This is a genomic window from Pseudomonas iranensis, from assembly GCF_014268585.2.
Lineage (GTDB): Bacteria > Pseudomonadota > Gammaproteobacteria > Pseudomonadales > Pseudomonadaceae > Aquipseudomonas > Aquipseudomonas iranensis.
In genome coordinates this window covers 960925-982108 of the sequence record NZ_CP077092.1, presented here as the reverse complement: position 1 = coordinate 982108, position 21184 = coordinate 960925, and the positions used below count along the sequence as shown (strand labels likewise).

Sequence of the window (21184 nt, the reverse complement as noted above, 5' to 3'; positions counted from 1 at the left end):
AACCTGGAAGCAGAAATAGCAACCGTCACCAAAAGCCGGCAACGCGTTACGGGGTCTGCGCGCCGGGTGTCAGTGCAGGCATGAGGCGGGCGCTAGTATAAGCGGGTTAAGCCAGACGTCCTGCGCCTGGGCCTGGGCAGGTGGCGATTGTTCCTGACAGAAATTTCTCTAATTGCCTGCGACTAATGATCAACTTTGAGGAAACCGGGAAATTGGCTACTCAATTCGGCGCATCGGCTGGCGAGCATCTCCCTCAACAGGTTCACCGGCTTACTCAACTGTGCGCGATGGGCGCACAACAGATTCAGCGGTGCGCGCTCACACAGCAGTTCCGGCATCAGCACTTTGAGGCGTCCGGCGAGCACATCGGCGCCGACGTCGAGCCAGGATTTGTAGGCGATACCGGCACCGGCCAACGCCCATAGCCGCACGACGTCGGCGTCATCGCTGAAGCGGTCGCCGCTGACGGTCAGGCCGACTTCGCGCTTGCCATCGTGAAAACTCCAGTGGTCGTGGACGCGGCTGCCGAGCATGTACAAAAGGCAGTTGTGCTGGGCCAGTTGCTCAAGCTGGCGCGGTTCGCCATGCCGGGCCAGATAGTCCGGAGATGCGCACAACACGCGGCGATTGTGTGGCGCGATGGGCAAGGCGATCAGGCTGGAATCTTCCGGCTCGCCGTAGCGCAGGGCGATGTCCACCGGTTGCCGGAACAGGTCGGCGATGCGGTCGCCAAGCAGCAGGCGCACCGTCAGTTTCGGATGTTCACGCTGGAACGCGTCGAGCCACGGCAGCAGCAGATTGCGGCCGAAGTCCGAGGGCGCCGAAAGCTGCAAAATCCCGCTGACCTGATCCTGACCGCTGGCGAGCAGTCGACGGCCTTCGTCGAGATTGCTCAGGGCGGCGCGGGCATATTCGAGAAAGCCTTCGCCCTCGGCGGTCAGGCGCAGGCTGCGGGTCGACCGCGCCAGCAGCCTTGCACCGAGTTGTTGCTCAATGCGCTTCAACGCCGCGCTGGCCACCGCCGCAGACATGTCCATCACCCGTGCCGCCGCCGACAGGCTGCCCAGATCCGCCGCGCGAACAAACAACTGCAAGTCATCAAAACGCAGCATGCGCAGCCTCGATTATCAAAAAAATATTGAAAGAGACTGCTCTTTTAGCCGGTTTTATCGCGCAGAGAAATAGCCAATGATGGCCTCCATCGAATTCACCCCGATTCAGGAGTCCGCGCATGTCCCAGCCCTTTACCGCTATCGCCACCCTGACCGCTAAATCCGGCCAGCAGGACGTTCTCGAACAGGCCCTGCGTGCCCTTGTCGAACCGAGCCGCGCCGAGCCCGGTTGTGGCCAGTACGACCTGCACCGCGACCTTGCCGATCCGCAGGTTTTTTATGTCATCGAACAGTGGGCCAGTGACGAGATTCTTGAGACGCACAACGCCAGCGCGCATTTTCAGAAGTTTCAGGCCAGCGCCGGCCACACCATCGAACACTTCCAGCTCAAACGCCTCGGCAAAATTGCCTGATTCCTCCTTCTATCAACTGTACGGAGCCACTTATGAAAGCCATTGCCTATTACGCTTCCCTGCCGATCAGCGACGCCAAGTCCCTGCAAGACATCGAACTGCCAGAACCGGTCGCCGGCCCGCGCGACCTCTTGGTGGAAGTCAAGGCCATCTCGGTCAACCCGGTCGACACCAAAGTGCGGCAGAACGTGGCGCCGGAAAACGGCGCGGCGAAAGTGCTGGGCTGGGACGTTGCCGGTGTGGTCAAGTCGGTCGGCAGCGACGTCACCCTGTTCAAGGCCGGTGACAAGGTGTTCTACGCCGGTTCGATTGCCCGGGCCGGTGGCAACAGCGAGTTGCACGTGGTCGATGAGCGCATCGTCGGTCACATGCCCAAGTCCCTCGGTTTTGCCGAAGCCGCTGCGCTGCCGCTGACCGCCATCACTGCGTGGGAATTGCTTTTCGAGCGCCTGCAAATCAGCGAAGGCCGCAATGATCAAGGCCAGAGCCTGCTGATCGTTGGTGCGGCGGGCGGCGTGGGTTCGATCCTCACTCAATTGGCCAAGCAATTGACCGGCCTGAAAGTCATCGGCACTGCCTCCCGTGCGCAAACCCGTGACTGGGTCAGCGCACTCGGTGCCGATCTGGTCATCGATCACAGCCAGCCGCTGAGCGAAGAATTGAAGCGCGCCGGCATCGCCAGCGTGACCCACGTCGCGAGCCTGACCCAGACCGATCAGCATCTGGCGCAACTGGTCGAAGCCCTCGCGCCGCAAGGCAAACTGGCGCTGATCGACGATCCGAAGTCCCTCGACATCAGCCTGCTCAAGCGCAAGAGCCTGTCGCTGCACTGGGAGTTCATGTACACCCGCTCGCTGTTCGAAACGCCGGACATGATCGAACAGCACAAGCTGCTCAACCGCGTTGCCGAGCTGATTGACGCCGGCACTTTGAAGACGACTTTGGGCGAGCACTTCGGCGTAATCAATGCGGCCAACTTGCGCCGTGCCCATGAGCTGCTGGAAAGCGGCAAGGCCAAGGGGAAAATTGTTTTAGAAGGTTTCTAAAAAAATAAAGCCCCGCAACCGCTCGTGATGCCAGAGCGGTTACGGGGCTTTTTGCCGTCAGTCGGTTGCTTGACCCTTGTCATAATTGCGCGGGTATCGGGGTCTACAATCGAAGCCTCTGCGATACATCTTTTACGCAAGGGAGGTCAGCAATGAAGATCCTGATAAAAGAAGTGGCAAAGTCCCAATGGCAGGTGCGTCTGGACCAGCACGTCGTGACCTTTCGCAGTGAAGCCGAGGCTCTGGCCTTCACTCGCACCCTCGAAGCGCGACTCTGCGCGCCCCACCGGATTCCCGAACCCAGCCAGCAGCGCGCCGCCGGCTGAGTTCCAAAGTCGAGCGTTCAGACCTGGGCTTGCGCCAGCGCCCGGGCATTCTGCAAGCGCCGGGTGAGCAGCGCGACGCTCACCACCAGCAAACCGCACAGGCTGATGACCATGGCCATCGGCACGGCGCTGCCATCGTGCAACACACCCACCAATGCGGCGGCACCGGCGGCGATGCTGAATTGCAAGCAACCGAGCATTGCCGAAGCACTGCCGGCGCGGGCGCCCTGACCGTTCATTGCGCAAGCCGAGGCGTTGGGAATGATGCAGCCGAGGCTGGCAATGCAGATGAACAGCGGAATCAGCAACGGCCACAATGCCTCTGGACGCATCGCGCTCACCGCCAGCAACGTCAGCCCGGCGAGGAAGTACACCCACACCGCGCGCACCAGCAAAAACGCCGGACCACGCTTGGCCAGCAAACGAGCATTGACCTGCGCCACCAGAATGAACCCCGCCGCGTTGGTGCCGAACAACCAGCCAAAATGCTCGGCGGGTACACCGTAGAGCTTGATGAACACAAACGGTGAACCGGCGATGTAAGCGAACATGCCGGCGATGGCGATGCCGCCGGTCAGGGCGTGGCCGAGGTAGACCGAATCCTTGACCAGGCGCGCGTACTGGCGCAATGCACCGGACAACGGCTGGCGCGGCACGTGGGCCGGCATGCTTTCCGGCAGACCCAACGCCACCGCCAGACCCGCCGCCGCACTGAACCCGGTGAGGACCAGAAAGATCGACTGCCACCCCGTGGTATTGACCAGCAGACCGCCGAGCATCGGCGCCAGAATCGGCGCCAGGCCCATTACCAGCATCAACTGGGAAAACACCTTCGCCGAGCCAACCGCGTCGCACTTGTCGGCGACCACCGCACGGGAAATCACCATGCCCGCGCAACCACCGAGTGCCTGGACGAAGCGCGCGCCGATCAGCCATTCCAGGCTCGGCGCGTAGGCGCAGGCCAATGACGCCAGGGTGAACAGGGCGACACCGCTGAGCAGCGGAAGCCGCCGGCCGAAACGATCGGAAATCGGCCCGTAAGCCAGTTGGCCCAGAGACAGACCGAGGAAGTACGCCGCCAGCGTCAGCTGGACATGCTGCTCATCGGTGCCGAACGCCAGCGCCATGGCCGGGAAGGCAGGCAAATAGAAGTCGATCGCCAAAGGACCGAAGGCGCTCAAGGCGCCGAGTATCAAAATCGTGCGGAAATTCATCAGGCATCCAGGTGGGCAAGTCGCAGCCCGACAGTCTAGCCGCGCCCGGACGCCTTGAACATTCCGATAGCTCGCTAACGATCAATTTCAGACGAGCTTCACCTCATAACCCTCTTCGCGAATCGCTGCGATGACCTGATCGGCACTCAGCGCGCTTTCGACGCCGACTTCCTTGGCCGCCAGATCGACCCGCACGCTGGCTGCCGTATCCAGCGCCTGCACCGCAGTGGTAATGGCTTTGACGCAATGACCGCAGGACATTCCTTGAACATTGAACACTTGCATGGGAAGACTCCTTTGAGTGAGGTTGCCGGCAGTCTCGAGCTTGCCACGATGGCAAGGTCAAGTTCTGCGAAAAACTGCCGGGCTGGCATTCGGCGCCGCGCTCGGCCAAGCTGCATGCATCTATGACTGGAATTCAGGAGATTCAGCCATGCGCTGGTCAGCTTTGGGCCTGTTTGGCTTGCTCAGCCTTTTCGCCGCCGTCCCGCAGGTGCAAGCCGCCGGCGAGGATTACGCGGTACTGATCATTTCCCGCGAGCGCCTCGAAGTGGCGACCTCGTGCGAAATCGGCGTGTACATCCAGGACCAGCTCTCGGCGCGCCTGTTCCAGGAGCAGAGCACTTCGTTCAACTTGCCGCCGGGCAAGGTATCGCTGCGCTTGAAACTGCTGCCGGGCCAGGCACCGGGTTGCAATCCCGGCATGCTCGCACCGGGCTCGCAGGAAATTAAACTGCAAGCTGGTGAGATCCAGAAGTACCGGATAGCGATGACGCAGGACGGCATGTATCTGAAGCGCGCCGATCTCGGTTATTGAGCAAATTCCTAACCTGTGGGAGCGAGCCTGCTCGCTCCCACAAGAATCGCCGATCGTTCCCACGCTCTGCGTGGGAATGCAGCCATGGACGCTCTGCGTCCCGAAGCGTGACGCGGAGCGTCACAGGAGGCATTCCCACGCTGAGCGTGGGAACGATCAACATCTTGCGGAATGGTGCTTGACCTTGCCCGCATGGCAAGGTTGATCCTGTAGACATCCACTACAGGGAGCGCGACCGATGTCCGAATCCACCACTTTCGATCTGCCGATTGCCGGCATGACCTGCGCCAGTTGCGCCGGGCGTGTCGAGCGGGCGCTGCGCAAGGTCAGCGGCGCCAGTGCCGTCAGCGTCAACCTCGCCACCGAACAGGCCCGGGTACAGGCGCCCGGCGACAGCCTGCCGGCGCTGATGCAAGCCGTGGAGCGCGCCGGTTACAGCGTGCCCCGGCAAACCGTCGAATTGAGCATCGACGGCATGACCTGCGCGTCCTGCGTCGGTCGCGTCGAACGCGCCCTGAACAAAGTCCCAGGCGTGAGCAGCGTCAGCGTCAATCTGGCCAATGAACGTGCGCACATCGAATTGCTCGGCCAGGTCGATACGCAAACCCTGCTCGACGCGGTGAGCAAGGCCGGTTACTCGGCCAGCGTCTGGCAAGCTGAACGGCCACAGTCCGATGACCAGCAAAAACGCCTGCATCGCGAGCGGTGGGCATTGATCTGTGCGATCGCCCTCGCTCTGCCGCTGGTGCTGCCGATGTTACTGCAGCCGTTCGGCATTCACTGGATGCTCCCGGCCTGGGCGCAATTCGCCCTCGCCACCCCCGTGCAATTCATCTTCGGCGCACGCTTTTATGTGGCGGCGTGGAAAGCCGTGCGCGCCGGTGCCGGCAACATGGACCTGCTCGTCGCCCTCGGCACCAGCGCCGGTTATGGCCTGAGTGTCTATGAATGGGCCAGCGCCGCCGGACGCATGCCGCATCTGTATTTCGAGGCCTCGGCGGTGGTCATCGCTTTGGTATTGCTCGGCAAATATCTCGAAAGCCGCGCCAAACGTCAGACCGCCAGCGCCATTCGCGCTCTTGAAGCGTTGCGGCCGGAGCGGGCGATTCAAGTCATCGACGGGCGTGAGCAGGACGTTGCGATCAGCGCCCTGCGCCTCGACGATCTGGTGCTGGTCAAACCCGGCGAACGCTTCCCGGTGGATGGCGAAGTCGTCGAAGGCCAGAGCCACGCCGACGAAGCGCTGATCAGCGGCGAAAGCCTGCCGGTGCCGAAACAACCGGGCGACAAGGTCACCGGCGGCGCGATCAATGGTGAAGGTCGTTTGCTGGTGCGCACCCAGGCGCTCGGCGCGGAAACCGTGCTGGCGCGCATCATTCGTCTGGTCGAAGACGCGCAAGCAGCGAAAGCGCCGATCCAGAAACTGGTGGACAAGGTCAGCCAGATCTTCGTGCCTACCGTATTGCTGATCGCCCTGGCCACGCTGATCGGCTGGTGGCTGTACGGCGCACCGCTGGAAATTGCGGTGATCAATGCCGTCGCCGTGCTGGTGATCGCCTGCCCGTGCGCCCTCGGCCTCGCCACTCCGACGGCGATCATGGCCGGCACCGGCGTCGCCGCGCGCCACGGCATTCTGATCAAGGACGCCGAAGCGCTGGAGCGCGCCCATGAAGTCAGCAGCGTGGTGTTCGACAAGACCGGCACGCTGACCTCTGGCACGCCGCGAATCGCGCACTTCAGCGCGGTCGATGGTGACGAAAATAATCTGCTGACCTTGGCCGGTGCGTTGCAGCGTGGCAGCGAGCATCCTTTGGCCAAAGCGGTACTGGATGCAGCCGCTGAACGCGGCTTGAACGTGCCCGATGTCAGCGACAGCCAGTCGCTGACCGGACGCGGCATCGCCGGCACGCTGGATGGCCGGCGCCTGGCGCTGGGCAATCGGCGGATGCTCGACGAAAGCGCCTTGAGTGCCGGTGAATTGAGCACATCCGCCGAAGCGTGGGAACGCGAAGGCCGCACATTGTCGTGGCTGATCGAACAAAGTCCTCAGCCGAAGGTGCTGGGCCTGTTCGCCTTCGGTGACACGCTGAAATCAGGCGCTCTGCAAGCGGTGCAACAACTCGCCGCGCGGGATATCCAGAGCCACCTGCTGACCGGCGACAATCGTGGCAGCGCACGGGTGGTGGCCGAGGCTCTGGGCATCCAAAATGTCCACGCCGAAGTGCTGCCTGCCGACAAAGCCGCGACGGTGGCCCAGCTGAAGAAAACCGGCGTGGTCGCCATGGTCGGCGATGGCATCAACGACGCCCCGGCCCTCGCCGCCGCAGACATCGGCATCGCCATGGGCGGCGGCACCGACGTCGCCATGCACGCGGCCGGCATCACCTTGATGCGCGGCGATCCGCGACTGGTGCCGGCAGCGCTGGAGATCAGCCGCAAGACCTACGCAAAGATTCGCCAGAACCTGTTCTGGGCCTTTGTCTACAACCTGATCGGCATTCCGCTGGCGGTGTTCGGCTTCCTCAATCCGGTGCTGGCCGGCGCGGCGATGGCGCTGTCGAGCGTCAGCGTGGTGAGCAATGCGCTACTGTTGAAAACCTGGAAGCCCAAGGACCTGGAGGAACACCGATGAACATCGGCCAAGCGGCCCGGCAGAGTGGCCTGAGTGCAAAAATGATCCGTTATTACGAATCGATCGGCCTGCTCAAAGCGGCCAATCGCACCGACAGCGGTTACCGCGTGTACGGCAGCGATGACCTGCACACGCTGGCGTTTATCAAGCGCTCGCGGGATCTGGGCTTTTCTCTGGAGGAGGTCGGCAAGCTGCTGACCCTCTGGCAGGATCGCCAGCGTGCCAGCGCTGATGTGAAAGCACTGGCGCGCCAGCACATCGACGAGCTGAACCAGAAGATCCGCGAGCTCGGCGAGTTGCGGGACACCCTGCAGGATCTGGTCGAGCATTGCAGCGGCGACCATCGCCCGGACTGCCCGATCCTCAAGGAATTGGCGTCGGGCTGCTGCGCGCAACCCGCCCGCGCCTGATCCGCAACAGCGTCACCACGCACAACGTACCCAGGGGAATGCCGTGGAACAGCATGACCACGGCCCCCGGCGTCCACCACGCATAGAACGGTGCGGCGACCAACATGCCGATGCCGAAACCGCTCATCTGCAGCAAGGTCAGCACACTGAAAATCGGCAGGCGCAACGCCGCAGGTTCCCTTTGCAGCCGTGACATCAAGCTGACTTCGGAAACCCCGTCGCCAAGCCCGGCCGGCAAGGCGAACAGCAGCAGACCGTAGAGGCTGTGCTGCTGGAACATCAGAATGAACCCGCAGGACATCAGCGCCACACCGCAGAAAAATCGTCTTTCAAGGTGGCTGTTCTCCGAGCCCTTGAGGTGACTGGCGATGCGTGCGCCGAGCAGTTTGCCGCTGGCCCATACCGCAAGCGCCAGGCCCAAGGTCGTACTCGCCGCCTCGGGCGTGAGCAGTTTCGAAATGATCGGGAAGCCGACGTTATGCGCGGCACTGCCCAAGGTGTCGGCCATGGTCACCGCGAGCATGGCCGCGACCACAGGCGCCGAACGCAGGCCCTGCCGCAGCGCAAACCATTCACCGCGTTGCGGCTGTTCGCTGACATCGGTTTTTTCGAAACGCAGCGGCACGATCAGCAGCGCGGCGAGCAAATAGGTCAGCGCGTTGAGGGCGAAGACCGTTTCAAAACCGAAAGCAGCCACCAGCAACCCCGACACCAGACTGCCGCCAACCATCGCCGCAGAAGAAGCTGAAGTGATCCAGGCATTGGCCTTGAGCAATTGCGCCGGCGCGATCAAACGCGGCAACTGGCTGTTGAGGCCGATGGCGAACATCGAATTGCCCAGGCCGAGGCCGAAGGCAATCAACGGCAACAGCCATGCCTGCTGACTCGCCGGTGTGATCAACAGCAGCCCCAGCAGTGCGGCGCGCAACAGATCGAACGCAATCAGCGGCGCGCGGCCCTGCCAGCGTCGGTAGAAGCGTGTGCCGATCAGACTGGCGAAGATTCCGCCACCGACACGGCTGGCAAGGAAAATGCCGACGCTCATGGCGCTGTTGCTCAGCAGGTAGACGTAGGTGGCCAGCGCGACCATGTTGAGGAAGGCGCCGAAATCGGAGATCAGCCGGGCGGTTACGATCAGGTGGGTGTTGCGTGGGGTGGTCACATTCAGTCCTTGAGTGTGGTTGGAGCGCTGGACAGTAGACGCGAATAAGCCAGGATCCGAAAGCCCCCTCACCCTAGCCCTCTCCCTGTATGTACCGGAGACATGGTGGACACATGTTCGGAGACATGGTGGACGGTTTTAGATCTTCTTACCTGCCGTAACGGTCTGCAAGTTCAAGTCGATTCGGGCGATACGATGTCTACTCCAGTAGACATCGTAGATGCCGTCCTCCGTCGTTTCCCGGATAGCTACTGACCTCCCGTGAAAAGCCTTTCCGACTGTGTATTCACGGTTCCTCCAGTAGATCTCTCCTTTTACCTGAACCTTCCTGACCACATTCCCATCGTCGTACTCCGGTGCCGCTGGTTGCTCCTGGTATTCCCGTGGGCTGCTGCTGTAGCGAGTAGCAGGAACCTGCATGTTCAACGCTTGATGCGGACGCTTCTGATTGTAGATTTCACGCCAGATATCAAACGCCTGTTGCGCATCGTCGAGATCGGTGAAATACCGGCCTTGCAGGACTTCATTTTTCAGGCTGCGGTGGAAGCGCTCCAGCTTTCCTTGGGTTTGCGGGTGATAAGGTCGGGAGTGGCCGACCTTGATGCCCTGGCTCATCAGCCAGACCTCCAGCGCGGTATAAACGCCGGTCTGGTCACCCCATGGCGAACCGTTGTCCATCGTCATGCGCAGAGGCAGACCGTAGAGCCGAAAGGCCCGCATTAGATGATCCTGGACGGTTCGGCGCTGCTCATTGGCGCACGCAGCGATGCACAGTGAGAACCGTGAGTGATCGTCCAGTATCGTCAGCGGATGGCAACGTCCGTGGCTCAGGCTGATATGGCCCTTGAAGTCGATCTGCCAAAGATCGTTGGGCGCCTCGTGCTCGAACCGGATAAACGGTTTGACCTCGGCAGCCTTTGGATCAACGCGCGAATGACGCTGTAAAACCGCATGCACGGTGCTGACAGAGGGCATCACCTTGCCGTCGTCTTCCAACACGCGCTTGAGCTTGCGAGCGCCCCAAGCGGCGTACTCCTGACTCATGGTCAAAATCTGCTGCTCAACCTCTTCAGCGCAGCGTTTGGGTGACGTCTTTGGTCGTCGAGACTGATCGATCAACCCTTGCGCACCGAGATTTTCATACCTGCTGAGCCATTTGTAGGCAGTGCTTGGGCTGATATTGAATCGACGGCAAAGCTGCCGAACATTGGCCCCTTCTTGCCGAGCCAACAGCACGAATTCCGAACGAAGCTGCACGGTGGACACCTCTTGCCAAGACACAGGCCATCTCCTTCGCGATGAGCAATGTGTCTATTAAAATGTGTCCACCATGTCTCCGAACACCTGTCCACCATGTCTCCGGTACATACACTCCCAAAGGGAGAGGGGACCGATTGGGGGATATTTGGGAGATACACCGACCTGAACGTTTTTCTTTGAATCCATAATCGACTCGGTTTTTTCAGGTCGATGTATGGCTAAAGACACCTCGGTCGGCCCCCTCTCCCTCCGGGAGAGGGCTGGGGTGAGGGTGCTTTTTGACTCAAACAAAAAACCCGGCCGAAGCCGGGCTTTTTCATCACGCGATCACTGCATCCACGGCGGTGGAGGCGGTTCTTCGGGTTTGCCTTTCGGCGCGTCGTCCGCCGCGCGAATGGCCTGCTTGCGTTCCTCGTCGAGGCGCGCCGCTTCGATTTCGCGCAGCACCCCGCCGACATCCGCCAGGTCCTCCGGATCGTCGAACTCGCCGGTCAGCACACTGTTCGGGTGCAAGGTGCCGGCTTCGTACAACGCCCACATTTCCTTGGCGTACTTGGTCTTCTTCAATTCCGGCGCGAAACGGCCGAAGTACGAAGCCATGTTGCCAACGTCACGCTCGAGCATGCTGAACGCGTGGTTGTTGCCCGCAGCGTCGACTGCCTGGGGCAGGTCGATGATGACCGGGCCGGTCGGGGTCAGCAGCACGTTGAACTCGGAGAGGTCACCGTGCACCAGACCAGTACACAACATCAGCACGATCTGCGAAATCAGGAACGCGTGATATTCGCGCGCCTGATCCGGCTCCAGCACCACGTCATTCAGACGCGGCGCGGCGTCGCCGAATTCGTCGGCCACCAGCTCCATCAACAGCACGCCGTCGAGGAAGTCATAGGGTTTGGGCACTCGCACACCGGCGCCGGCGAGACGGAACAGCGCCGCCACTTCGGCGTTCTGCCAGGCGTCTTCGGTCTCTTTGCGACCGAACTTGGACCCCTTCGCCATGGCCCGCGCCTGACGGCTGTTACGAACCTTGCGGCCTTCCTGATACTCGGCTGCCTGGCGGAAACTGCGTTTATTCGCCTCCTTGTAGACCTTGGCGCAACGTAACTGATTGCCGCAGCGCACTACATAAACAGCTGCCTCTTTGCCACTCATCAGTGGGCGCAGCACTTCGTCGACCAGACCGTCCTCGATCAGGGGTTCAATGCGTTTTGGAGTCTTCATCAGCTTTTATTGTGGGTCCTTTATTACCAAACACGCGAATGTCACTCGTTATACGGCAATCCTCGCCCGACGGGGAGGGGTTGCCGACCTGTGAACCTTGAGGATGCACACACTGTGCCGGATCAATCGCAGCGACCCGGGCGAATCATAGCCGAGACCGTGGCATTGATTGGTATCGGCCGGCAAGGGCATTTGCGACAGAATCTGACATGGTCGGTGAACTTCTGTTGCCCTCACCCCAGCCCTCTCCCAGAGGGAGAGGGGGCCGACTGCGGTGTCTCCCGTAATGCATCGACCTGAGAGACCGCAGCGCTTCTGGTTTGAATCGCAGCTTTGGATTCGGTGAAGGGCGCTCAGGTCGGCTGCAGTGGTCTAATTTCCCCGGACACCCCGATAGGTGGAAAATACATCTATCGAGGAGTTATTCATGACCAAAAAACGCAGGGCATTCGACGACAGCTTCAAGCTGCAAGTCGTGAAGATGGTCAAGGATCAGGGGCTAACCGTTTCGCAGGTTTGCCAGGATCTGAACATTGGTGAGACAGCCGTTCGACGCTGGCTTCAGCAATACGAGGCAGAGCAATTGGGGCAGGCCGGAATCGGTAAACCATTAACGGCGGAGCAACAGCGCATCCGGCAATTGGAGCAGGAAAATCGGCAGCTCAAAGTGGATAACGACATCCTAAAAAAGGCTACCGCCTTCTTTGCCCGCGAGCTGAAGTAAGGTATCGACTGGTTCGGCAGCTGCAAGAGAAGGCTTACTCAGTGGCACATGTCTGTCGACTACTGAGCATTAGCCGTTCGGGCTTCTATGAGTCTCAGAAGCGGGTTGATGCGCCCGTTCGGCAGAGTTGCCCTGTCGTTGTGCAGCTCAAGGCTTCTTTTGCCGAGAGTGGTGGCTGCTACGGCAGCCGCCCATTGCGCGACGCTTTGCGTGGCAAAGGCTTGTCTGTTGGGCTGTATAAAATCCGCCGTCTGATGCGTGCCAACGGCCTACGCTCGGCATGGAAGCGCAAGTTTGTACACACGACCGATAGCAATCATGACCTGCCGATTGCTGGGAATGTGCTGAACCGAAAATTTGATCCAGCGGCACCAAACAAGGCATGGGTGGCTGACATCACCTACATCCGCACCCGCAGTGGCTGGCTGTACCTGGCCGTGGTATTGGACTTGTTTTCACGCAAGATCGTGGGCTGGTCGATGGCTCCCAACATGCCGGCAGAGCTGGTGTGCACCGCAATGCAGCTGGCCATCGCGCAACGTCAACCACCGCCAGGACTGATTGCCCACTCGGATCGTGGCAGCCAATACGCGAGCGCAACTTACAGAGAGTTATTGGCAAGAAACGACATGCAGCAGAGCATGAGCCGTAAAGGTAATTGCTGGGACAATGCCGTGATGGAGCGCTTCTTCCTGAGTTTGAAAATGGAACGGGTATGGCGACGTGACTACGCGAACCATGCTGAAGCGATCCGCGACATCACCGAGTACATCGTTGGGTTTTACAACAACGAACGGCTGCACTCGAAACTGGGCTATCTGCCACCGACCGTCTATGAGCGGGCGATGGCGTCAAAACCACCTATCGAGGTGTCCGGAATTAGTTGACCACTGCAGGCGTCGATTTCGAGCATCCCCCCATCAGTCCCCTCTCCCTTTGGGAGAGGGTTAGGGTGAGGGGCTTTTTCAGCGTTCAATGATCGCGGTGACACCCTGCCCGCCCGCCGCACAGATCGAAATCAAGCCTCGGCCCTTGCCCGCCGCATCCAGCAGTTTGGCCAGGTTCGCGACAATGCGCCCGCCCGTCGCGGCGAACGGATGCCCCGCCGCCAGCGAACTGCCTTTTACATTGAGCCGACTGCGATCAATCGAACCCAACGGTGCATCGAGCCCCAAGCGGGTTTTGCAATATTCCGGATCTTCCCAGGCCTTGAGCGTGCACAAGACCTGCGCGGCGAAGGCTTCGTGGATTTCGTAGTAATCAAAATCCTGCAAGGTCAGGCCGTTGCGCGCCAGCAAGCGTGGCACGGCGTACACCGGCGCCATCAGCAGGCCCTCGGCACCGTTGACGAAATCCACCGCCGCCGCTTCGCCGTCGCGCAGATAAGCGAGGATCGGCAAGCCGCGCGCTTTGGCCCATTCCTCACTTCCCAGCAACACCACCGACGCGCCATCGGTGAGCGGCGTGGAATTGCCGGCCGTCAGCGTGCCCTTGGCGCTTTTCTCGAAGGCCGGTTTCAGCGTGGCGAGTTTTTCCAGGGTCAGGTCCGGGCGCAGATTGTTGTCGCGGGTCAGGCCAAGAAACGGCGTCATCAGATCGTTGTGCCAGCCTTCGCTGTAGGAAGCGGCGAGTTTGTGATGGCTTTCGAGGGCAAGTTGATCCTGTTCTTCGCGGGGGATATTCCAAGTCTGCGCCATCAGCTCACAGTGCTCGCCCATCGACAGGCCGGTGCGCGGCTCGCCGTTGCGCGGGAATTCGGGAATAAGATGCTGGGGCCGCAACTGCAAAAGGGTTTTCAGTTTGTCGCCGGTGCTCTTGGCGCGGTTGGCCTGCAGAAGAATCCTGCGCAGGCCTTCGCTGACGCTGATCGGCGCATCGGAAGTGGTGTCGACGCCGCCGGCAATGCCGCAGTCGATCTGGCCGAGGGCGATTTTATTCGCCACCAGCAGCGCCGCTTCCAGACCGGTGCCGCAGGCTTGCTGGATGTCATAGGCCGGCGTCATCGGAGACAAGCGCGAGCCGAGCACGCATTCGCGGGTCAGGTTCATATCCCGTGACAATTTAAGCACCGCGCCCGCCACCACTTCGCCGATGCGCTGGCCATGCAGGTTGTAGCGTTCGATCAGGCCTTCCAGCGCGGCGGTGAGCATCGCCTGATTGCTTGCGGTGGCGTACGGCCCGTTGGAGCGGGCGAAAGGGATGCGGTTACCGCCAATGATCGCGACGCGGCGCAGCTGGGTCATGAAAAGCTCCTGTTCCAAATGGTCGAAATTTGCCCAATCCCTGTGGAAGCGAGCCTGCTCGCGAAGAGGCCGGCACATTCAGCCTCTTCAGCGCCTGATACAGCGCCTTCGCGAGCAGGCTCGCTCCCACATGAACCGCATTTATCTGCAAGACCTGCTAAACCTGAGTGTTCAAGCGTAGGCCTTATTGCGCCGATCGAACGATTGATTGCCGTAGACAGTCCACACTTTGAACCCCAACTTCTGGAGAGCGTTCCATGTCTGACCGCTATATCGACTTCGCCAACTCATCCTTCGGCCATCGTCTGGTCGGGGCCTTGGGCCTGCCGTCGCCGGTGCGGCTGGAACGCTGGCAGGCGGGGCGTCTGCGGCCGATCGAGGGCGCCCTGTTGCTCGGTGGCGGGCCGCTGGCCGAACGGATCGGCGTGTTTGCCAACCGCTTGACCGATGCAATCTACAGCTACGGCACCGAGCCCTCGCTGGCCACCGCGTGGATCCCCGGCCACGGGCCGAAAATCAAAGCGGTGGTGTTCGACGCCAGCGCTCTGCAACACACCGACCAGCTCAAGCAGTTGCGCGAATTCTTCCAGCCATTGATGAAGAATCTCGACCATAGCGCGCATCTGGTGATTCTCGGCCGCGCGCCGGAAAGCCTGGGCGACCCGTTCGCCTCCAGCGCGCAGCGAGCACTTGAAGGCTTTTCGCGCTCGCTGGCCAAGGAGCTGCGCGGCGGTGGTACGTTGCAGTTGATCTACGTCGGCGAAGGTGCCGAAGATCAACTGGAAGGCCCGCTGCGATTCTTCCTCTCGCCGAAAAGCGCATTCGTTTCCGGCCAGGTGATTCGCCTGACCGCGTGCGCCACGCCAGTGACCGACTGGACCCGACCGCTGGCCGGGCGCAAGGCGCTGGTCACCGGTGCCGCGCGCGGCATTGGCGCGTCGATTGCCGAAACCCTCGCCCGCGATGGCGCAGAGGTGATTCTGCTCGATGTACCGCCGGCCAAGACCGACCTCGAGGCCCTCGCCGCGCGCCTCGGTGGCCGGGCGATCACACTCGATATCTGCGCCGATGACGCCGCCGCGCACTTGATCGAACAGCTGCCCGACGGCCTCGACATCCTCGTGCACAACGCCGGCATCACCCGTGACAAAACCCTGGCCAATATGACCCCGGAATTCTGGGACGCGGTGCTGGCCGTCAACCTCAACGCGCCGCAAGTGCTGACCAAGGCGCTGCTCGACAGCGGCACCCTGCGCGACAACGCACGGGTGGTCCTGCTCGCCTCGATCAGCGGCATCGCCGGCAATCGCGGGCAAACCAACTACGCGGCGAGCAAGGCTGGCCTGATCGGTCTGGCCCAGGCCTGGGCGCCGACGCTGCTGGAACGCGGCATCAGCATCAACGCCGTCGCCCCGGGTTTCATCGAAACGCAAATGACTGCGCACATTCCATTCGGCCTGCGCGAAGCCGGGCGGCGCATGAGTTCGCTGGGCCAGGGCGGCTTGCCGCAAGACGTCGCCGAAGCCGTGGCGTGGCTGGCGCAACCGGGCACGGGCGCGTTCACCGGGCAGGCGTTGCGGGTCTGTGGGCAAAGTGTTCTGGGGGCTTGAGCATGAGCATCGAATGGCACACGCTGGATCGCGAACCGAGTCTGCCGGGGCTTTATTCGCGCGCAGCGACGCGACGCAAAATCACCGGTACGCAACTGCCCGATAGCGGCCTGCGTTGCTGGGTCGATATCGACAACAAACGGCTGGCAGCCTATCGCAAGGTCTGCGGTTTCGTCGATGACGGCCTGCTGCCGCCGACCTATCCACACATCCTCGCCTTCGCCTTGCAGATGCAATTGCTCACGGCCAGGGATTTTCCGTTCCCGCTGCTGGGGCTGATTCACCTGAGAAACCGCATCCGCGTGCTGCGGCCGATGGGCGCGATCAGTCGCGCGCAAGTCAGCGTGCGCGTGCACAACCTGCAACCACATGCCAAGGGCGCGACGTTCGATCTGTTGACCACCCTCGACGATCAGCTCGGGCCGCTGTGGGAAGCCGAAAGCCAGATGCTCTGTCGCGGGGTAAAACTCGAGGGCGAGGCGCTGGCACAGGACTGGCAGCCGTCGCAGGATTTGCTTGAGGTGACGCGCTGGACTGCGCCGGCCGATATCGGTCGCCAGTATGCGAAAGTCTCCGGCGACTACAACCCGATTCACCTCAGTGCGGCGAGCGCCAAAATGTTCGGTTTTCCCACCGCGATTGCCCATGGACTGTGGAACAAGGCGCGGACACTGGCGGCACTCTCCGATCACCTGCCCAAAGCCAACCTGGAAATCGCCGTGCACTTTCGCAAACCGGTGCGTCTGCCCAGCGAGGTGACGTTACTGGCCAGTGCAGCGGGCTCCAGCGGTGAACTGGGCCTGGTCGGTGCCGGCGACCTGGAACATATGGTCGGTCAGTGGCAACCGATCGCCTGATCTGGCGGGGCGGAAAAACCCGTTAATTGTGTATATATCACTTAAGTTTTTCCGCGCCCTGCCCGCCGCTTTGGAAAAAACCGAGCCTTGAATTTCAAGGCTTTTTTTTGCCCGTTTATTACCTGGGCATTAGTCCTTCGGCGTAGCGCCGAGCCCTCTATATAAAGGGGTTAATACCAACTTGAGAATGGTGAAAAACCTGCCCTCGACTGAGATTACAGCCACGGACGAGGCATCGCCGACGACAGATCGGCGAGCCATCGAAGGCAACGTAACGTTGTGACAGGTGCAGGAATCTCAATCATGAAAACTCAAGTGATGTGGTCCAAATCGGCAATCGCTCTGGCACTGATTCTTTCGGTCGGCCTCGTCGGCTGCAGCAGCGGCGGTGGCGGCCATCGCAGCAGTTCGGGCAGCTCGACGGCGGACGGCACGGCGGGCACCGATGGCAGCGGTGGCGCGGGCGGCGGAACCGGCGGCGATACTGCCGGCACTGGCGGCACTGGCGGCGGAACCGGTGGCACTGGCGGTACCGGCGGCGGCACCGATCCGACCAACCCAAGCAATCCGACAGACCCGACCGATCCCACCAACCCGACCAATCCCGCTGCACCTTCGCTGGTGACCACAACACTTGTTCAGGATGTCGGCAAAACCGTCAGCGGTGTCGGCGATGGCGTCGGCCAGATCGGCGATTCGCTGAGCACTGTTCCGGTCGCTGGCGGCATCGTGCAAAGCGTGGCCAACACCACCGGCAACGTGGTCAGCACCCTGGGCGATGGCGTCACTGATGGCATCGGCAAACTGGCCACTGACCCCAATGGCCTGACCACCACCGTCGCTTCGGTTGGCGGCGTGGTTTCCGATGTTGGCGACGGCGTGTCGGACCTCAGCGTCAAACTGAACACCGCGACCCGTAGCGTTCCCGTCGTTGGCGGTGTAGTCACCCGGGTGGCGCCGCTGGTCGATGGCATCGGTGAAAAAGTCACCATGCTTGGCGACACCCTCAACACCTCACTGACCAGCGGCCCGACCAGCCAGTTGACCAACAAGGTCGGCAGCGGCCTGGTGCCGGTGATCGCCATGGTCGAGAGCACCACCGACAAGCTCGGCGATGCCACCGGCCTGGGTGATCCGCTCAAAGGGGTGATCTCGAAAGTGGGCGGCACGGTGAACAGCCTCGGCGGCAAAGTTACCGACGCAGGCAGCGGCAATGCCCTGACCAACACCCTTGGCGGCGCCCTGAGCAACACCGGCACGGCGGTCGGCAAAGCGGGCGGCCTGGTGTCCAATGGCACTGGCTCGGGTACTGGCGGCATCGGTGGCGGGCTGGGCGGCACCGGTCTGCTGCAAACCGTGGGCGGCGCCGTGGTCAACGTCGGCAGCGGTCTGAATGCCGGCAGCACCAGCGGCGTGGTCAGTGCGGGCGGCGTCACCGCTGGCGGGCTGGGCACCACGATTGCGTCGATCAACACCGTACTTGGCGGCTCGGGCACACCGATCACTGCAACCACGTCGCCGCTGGCCAGTGTCGGCGCCGCAGTCGGTGCGGGCCTCAATCCGGTCACCAGCGCGGTCACCACTGTCACTCAACAAGTCGGCGCCGCTACCGGTCTCGGCACTCCGGTCGCTGGTCTTACAAATCAGGTGGGCGCCGCCGTCGGCAATCTCGGCGGAGCGATTGCCGCCACCAACAACCCGGTCACCACTGCTGTCGGCGGTCTGGTTACCAACGTCGGCGGCACCGTGGCAGCGGTCGGTGGTCTGGTCAACAGCGGCACTGCCACTGGCGGCACAACTGGCGGTCTGGGCGGGGTACTCGGCGGCCTGACCGGCGCGCTGGGCGGCAACAAACGCTAAATTGCACCTGGCCGATTCGACGGCCTTACCTACAGCGCCTACGCTTGGTTGAGGGCGGAAGATTCCCACGAGTCTTCCGCCTTTTTTCTAAGGAAAAACTTGCCCTGTGCTGTGTTCTGACCATGGAGTGTCCTATGCGCGTACTGGCATCCCTGCTGTGCCTGAGCCTCAGTTCCGCTGCCCTCGCCGACACCTTGCCCAGCTTTCTCAACAGTAACGAAACCATCCGCAACCTCCCCGTACCCAACCTGCCCGCCGACGCCTATCGCCCGAGCGCGGCACCGCTGCAGGTACCGGACCCGGGTGCGACCGCCGCGCAGCCATTGCTGATGGAAACCAAGGTCAACCTGAAGACCGTGCAGATCGAAGGCGGTACGATCTACCCGCTCAACGAACTCGCGGAAATCTACAAGCCCCTGATCGGCCGCCAGGCCAGCCTTGCCGAACTGATCGAAGCCACGCGCAACATCACCCGTCGCTATCAGCAGGACGGCTATCTGTTGTCCTACGCGTTCCTGCCGCAACAGAACTTCGATGACGGCGTGGCGCGGGTGGTGCTGGTCGAGGGCTACGTGCGCGATATCCTGATGCAGGGCGACATCGGCCGGGTCAAAAGTCTGCTCGACAAACTCGCCGCGAAAATCCAGGCCGAACGCCCGCTGACGCGCAAGACCTTCGAGCGTTACACCACGCTTATGAGCCGCATTCCCGGCGTAACCATTCAAGCGCAAGTGCCACCGCCGGGCACCACCGATGGCGCGACCACTCTGGTCGCCCAGGCCAGTCGCAAACCGTTCACCAGCACCCTGAGCACCACCGAAGACAACCGTAACGGCCCGCAGGCGTTGCTCGGTGTCAGCAGCAATTCGCAGACGTCGATGGGCGAACAGTTGAGCCTCAGCGGCCTGTTCCCACCGGGCGACGACAAAGAGCATTACTACCGTCTCGACTACAGCCAGTTCCTCGATACCGAAGGCACGCAACTCAACGTCTCGGCCTCGCGTTACCGCGCCGACCCGGACACCGAAGTGCTGGTCGGCGGTGGCGGACGCCTGAGTACCCACCGCGAGAACGATCGCTACTCGATCGGCTTCAGCGCGCCCCTGATCGCCTCCGCCAACGAACTGCTGACCGCCGGCTCGCGCCTGTATGCGGTCGACGACAAGACGCGCTATGACGGCATCAACTTTCCCTTCAGCACCGAACTGCGCACCGACGTCCGCGCCCTGGCTTTCGAAGGCGACTGGCGCAAGGCCGACGCCCGCCAACTGCGCATCCTCAGTGCCGGCGTCTACCAGGGCTTCGACAGCCTCGGCGCGCACACCAACTACGACGACATCGACCTGGATTTCTTCCGCGTCAGACTGTCCGGCGTGCAGAGCGACAAGTTCCTCGACAACTGGCAAGGCGTGCTCTCGGCGGCGCTGTACTGGAGCGACGACACCTTGCCCGACAGCGAACGCGCGGTGTTCGGCGGGCAGAACTTCGGCCGTGGCTACCCCGACGACCAGGCCTCGGGCGACAAGGGTTGGGGGGTGGCCTACGAGGTCAACTACAGCTTCAACCGCGACGGCAACTGGGTGCGCATCCTGCAACCCTACGTCGTCGTCGACCGCTCGCGCAGCTGGTTCAACCAACTGCCGGTGCAGGCCAACAACCTGTCATCCACCGCGCTCGGACTGAGGTTCGGCGATGCCAAGTACTACAACGTCGCCCTGGAAGTGGCGAAGGCCATGTCGGATGAAGCGCTGGATACGTTGAACCGCAAGCCTCGGTACAGCATCAGTTTCAGTTATCAGTTGTGATGGCCGAGCGGTGTGTCAGTCAGGATTTTTTGACTGACGCACCGCCTTCGCGAGCAGGCTCGCTCCCACAGATTCGGCGGTGTTCACGGTTCCTCAGTACAACCGCCGTCGCTGTGTGAGCGAGCCTGCTCGCGAAAGCGTTCGGCTATTCAACCGATTTATCGCAGCGCTTTAAACCAGCCGTTTAAACACACGCCCCGTTACCTCGCAACAGCCCACAAATCCTTGCGCCGTTGCCTACGGCTACGCCAGAATCCGCCGGCTTGTGCGCCTGGGGCGCGGGTTCTATCGTTTGCCTGCCACTGCTCATCAGTGGTCGGGTTTAGTCGCCCGCTTGTCCACGACGCACAGGTTCCTGTCAGCCAGGTATTGCATACCTGCACTTGATGGTGGCTGTGCGCAGGGCGCCTCCGGGCGCGCCGATTTCGTGGCTCATCGGTCGACTAACCTGCGTGCAGCTGCCTCCCTT

Annotated in this window: 18 protein-coding genes; 11 read left to right on the top strand and 7 right to left on the bottom strand. The window is 61.8% G+C overall.

Going from position 1 to position 21184, the window contains the following annotated elements:
• Nucleotides 1–182 precede the first annotated feature (182 nt).
• Nucleotides 183–1112, bottom strand: coding sequence for a transcription regulator VimR (vimR, locus tag HU724_RS04270; protein ID WP_016771820.1), 930 nt, complete (start codon nt 1110–1112; stop codon nt 183–185).
• Between the two features lie 119 nt (nt 1113–1231).
• Between vimR and HU724_RS04265 the strand changes: the two genes are divergently transcribed.
• The 3 genes from HU724_RS04265 (at nt 1232) to HU724_RS04255 (ending at nt 2897) form a co-directional block, all read left to right on the top strand.
• A complete protein-coding gene (locus HU724_RS04265) occupies nt 1232–1525 on the top strand; it encodes a putative quinol monooxygenase (RefSeq protein WP_122601535.1) in 294 nt (97 codons plus the stop codon).
• A gap of 32 nt (nt 1526–1557) precedes the next feature.
• The gene (locus HU724_RS04260; RefSeq protein WP_186569817.1) at nt 1558–2571 is read left to right on the top strand and encodes a zinc-binding alcohol dehydrogenase family protein; all 1014 of its coding nucleotides are present in this window, start codon (nt 1558–1560) and stop codon (nt 2569–2571) included.
• Between the two features lie 152 nt (nt 2572–2723).
• Entirely contained in the window at nt 2724–2897 is a 174-nt protein-coding gene (locus tag HU724_RS04255; RefSeq protein WP_016771823.1) for a hypothetical protein, read from the top strand.
• A 17-nt stretch (nt 2898–2914) separates the two neighbouring features.
• Here the strand turns inward: HU724_RS04255 and HU724_RS04250 are convergent, their stop codons facing one another.
• Together HU724_RS04250 and HU724_RS04245 are read right to left on the bottom strand one after the other, a co-directional pair.
• On the bottom strand, nt 2915–4111 hold the full coding sequence (locus HU724_RS04250) for a multidrug effflux MFS transporter (RefSeq protein WP_024011460.1): 1197 nt from the start codon (nt 4109–4111) through the stop codon (nt 2915–2917).
• A gap of 87 nt (nt 4112–4198) precedes the next feature.
• Entirely contained in the window at nt 4199–4396 is a 198-nt protein-coding gene (locus tag HU724_RS04245) for a cation transporter (RefSeq protein WP_186569816.1), read from the bottom strand.
• Between the two features lie 148 nt (nt 4397–4544).
• Between HU724_RS04245 and HU724_RS04240 the strand changes: the two genes are divergently transcribed.
• From HU724_RS04240 to cueR, 3 genes are all read left to right on the top strand, one after another.
• A complete protein-coding gene (locus HU724_RS04240; RefSeq protein ID WP_122611286.1) occupies nt 4545–4928 on the top strand; it encodes a hypothetical protein in 384 nt (127 codons plus the stop codon).
• Between the two features lie 238 nt (nt 4929–5166).
• On the top strand, nt 5167–7560 hold the full coding sequence (gene cueA, locus HU724_RS04235; RefSeq protein ID WP_186569815.1) for a copper resistance metal-translocating P1-type ATPase CueA: 2394 nt from the start codon (nt 5167–5169) through the stop codon (nt 7558–7560).
• Entirely contained in the window at nt 7557–7970 is a 414-nt protein-coding gene (gene cueR / locus HU724_RS04230; RefSeq protein WP_016771827.1) for a Cu(I)-responsive transcriptional regulator, read from the top strand. The genes cueA and cueR overlap by 4 nt, the downstream gene beginning before the upstream one ends.
• Here the strand turns inward: cueR and HU724_RS04225 are convergent.
• From HU724_RS04225 to HU724_RS04215, 3 genes are all read right to left on the bottom strand, one after another.
• Nucleotides 7924–9132: an MFS transporter gene (locus tag HU724_RS04225; RefSeq protein ID WP_186569814.1), complete on the bottom strand. Its 1209-nt coding sequence runs from the start codon at nt 9130–9132 to the stop codon at nt 7924–7926. The two genes, cueR and HU724_RS04225, sit on opposite strands and share 47 nt — an antisense overlap.
• Before the next feature lie 138 nt (nt 9133–9270).
• Nucleotides 9271–10413 carry an IS481 family transposase gene (locus HU724_RS04220; protein WP_186569813.1) on the bottom strand — a complete coding sequence of 381 codons (1143 nt, stop codon included), beginning with the start codon at nt 10411–10413 and terminating at the stop codon, nt 9271–9273.
• A gap of 306 nt (nt 10414–10719) precedes the next feature.
• Nucleotides 10720–11616, bottom strand: coding sequence for a PA4780 family RIO1-like protein kinase (locus HU724_RS04215; protein ID WP_016771829.1), 897 nt, complete (start codon nt 11614–11616; stop codon nt 10720–10722).
• A gap of 427 nt (nt 11617–12043) precedes the next feature.
• Here HU724_RS04215 and HU724_RS04210 point away from each other — a divergent pair.
• Nucleotides 12044–13227, top strand: a protein-coding gene (locus HU724_RS04210; RefSeq protein ID WP_217847178.1) for an IS3 family transposase whose coding sequence is annotated in 2 segments (ribosomal slippage) — nt 12044–12308 and nt 12308–13227 — 1185 coding nt in all. Because the reading frame shifts where the segments join, the coding sequence is not laid out codon by codon here.
• A gap of 78 nt (nt 13228–13305) precedes the next feature.
• On the opposite strand, the gene HU724_RS04205 is transcribed toward HU724_RS04210, so the two are convergent.
• Nucleotides 13306–14583, bottom strand: coding sequence for an acetyl-CoA C-acetyltransferase (locus tag HU724_RS04205; RefSeq protein ID WP_186567243.1), 1278 nt, complete (start codon nt 14581–14583; stop codon nt 13306–13308).
• 257 nt (nt 14584–14840) lie between these two features.
• On the opposite strand from HU724_RS04205, the gene HU724_RS04200 reads away from it, so the two are divergent.
• The 4 genes from HU724_RS04200 to HU724_RS04185 all read left to right on the top strand — a co-directional run bounded on the left by HU724_RS04200 (nt 14841) and on the right by HU724_RS04185 (nt 20715).
• Nucleotides 14841–16193 carry a 3-oxoacyl-ACP reductase gene (locus HU724_RS04200; RefSeq protein WP_186567245.1) on the top strand — a complete coding sequence of 451 codons (1353 nt, stop codon included), beginning with the start codon at nt 14841–14843 and terminating at the stop codon, nt 16191–16193.
• Nucleotides 16194–16195: 2 nt separating this feature from the next.
• On the top strand, nt 16196–17050 hold the full coding sequence (locus HU724_RS04195; protein WP_186567247.1) for a MaoC family dehydratase: 855 nt from the start codon (nt 16196–16198) through the stop codon (nt 17048–17050).
• A gap of 303 nt (nt 17051–17353) precedes the next feature.
• On the top strand, nt 17354–18910 hold the full coding sequence (locus tag HU724_RS04190) for a collagen-like triple helix repeat-containing protein (RefSeq protein ID WP_186567249.1): 1557 nt from the start codon (nt 17354–17356) through the stop codon (nt 18908–18910).
• Between the two features lie 134 nt (nt 18911–19044).
• On the top strand, nt 19045–20715 hold the full coding sequence (locus HU724_RS04185) for a ShlB/FhaC/HecB family hemolysin secretion/activation protein (protein WP_186567251.1): 1671 nt from the start codon (nt 19045–19047) through the stop codon (nt 20713–20715).
• Nucleotides 20716–21184: the final 469 nt, after the last annotated feature.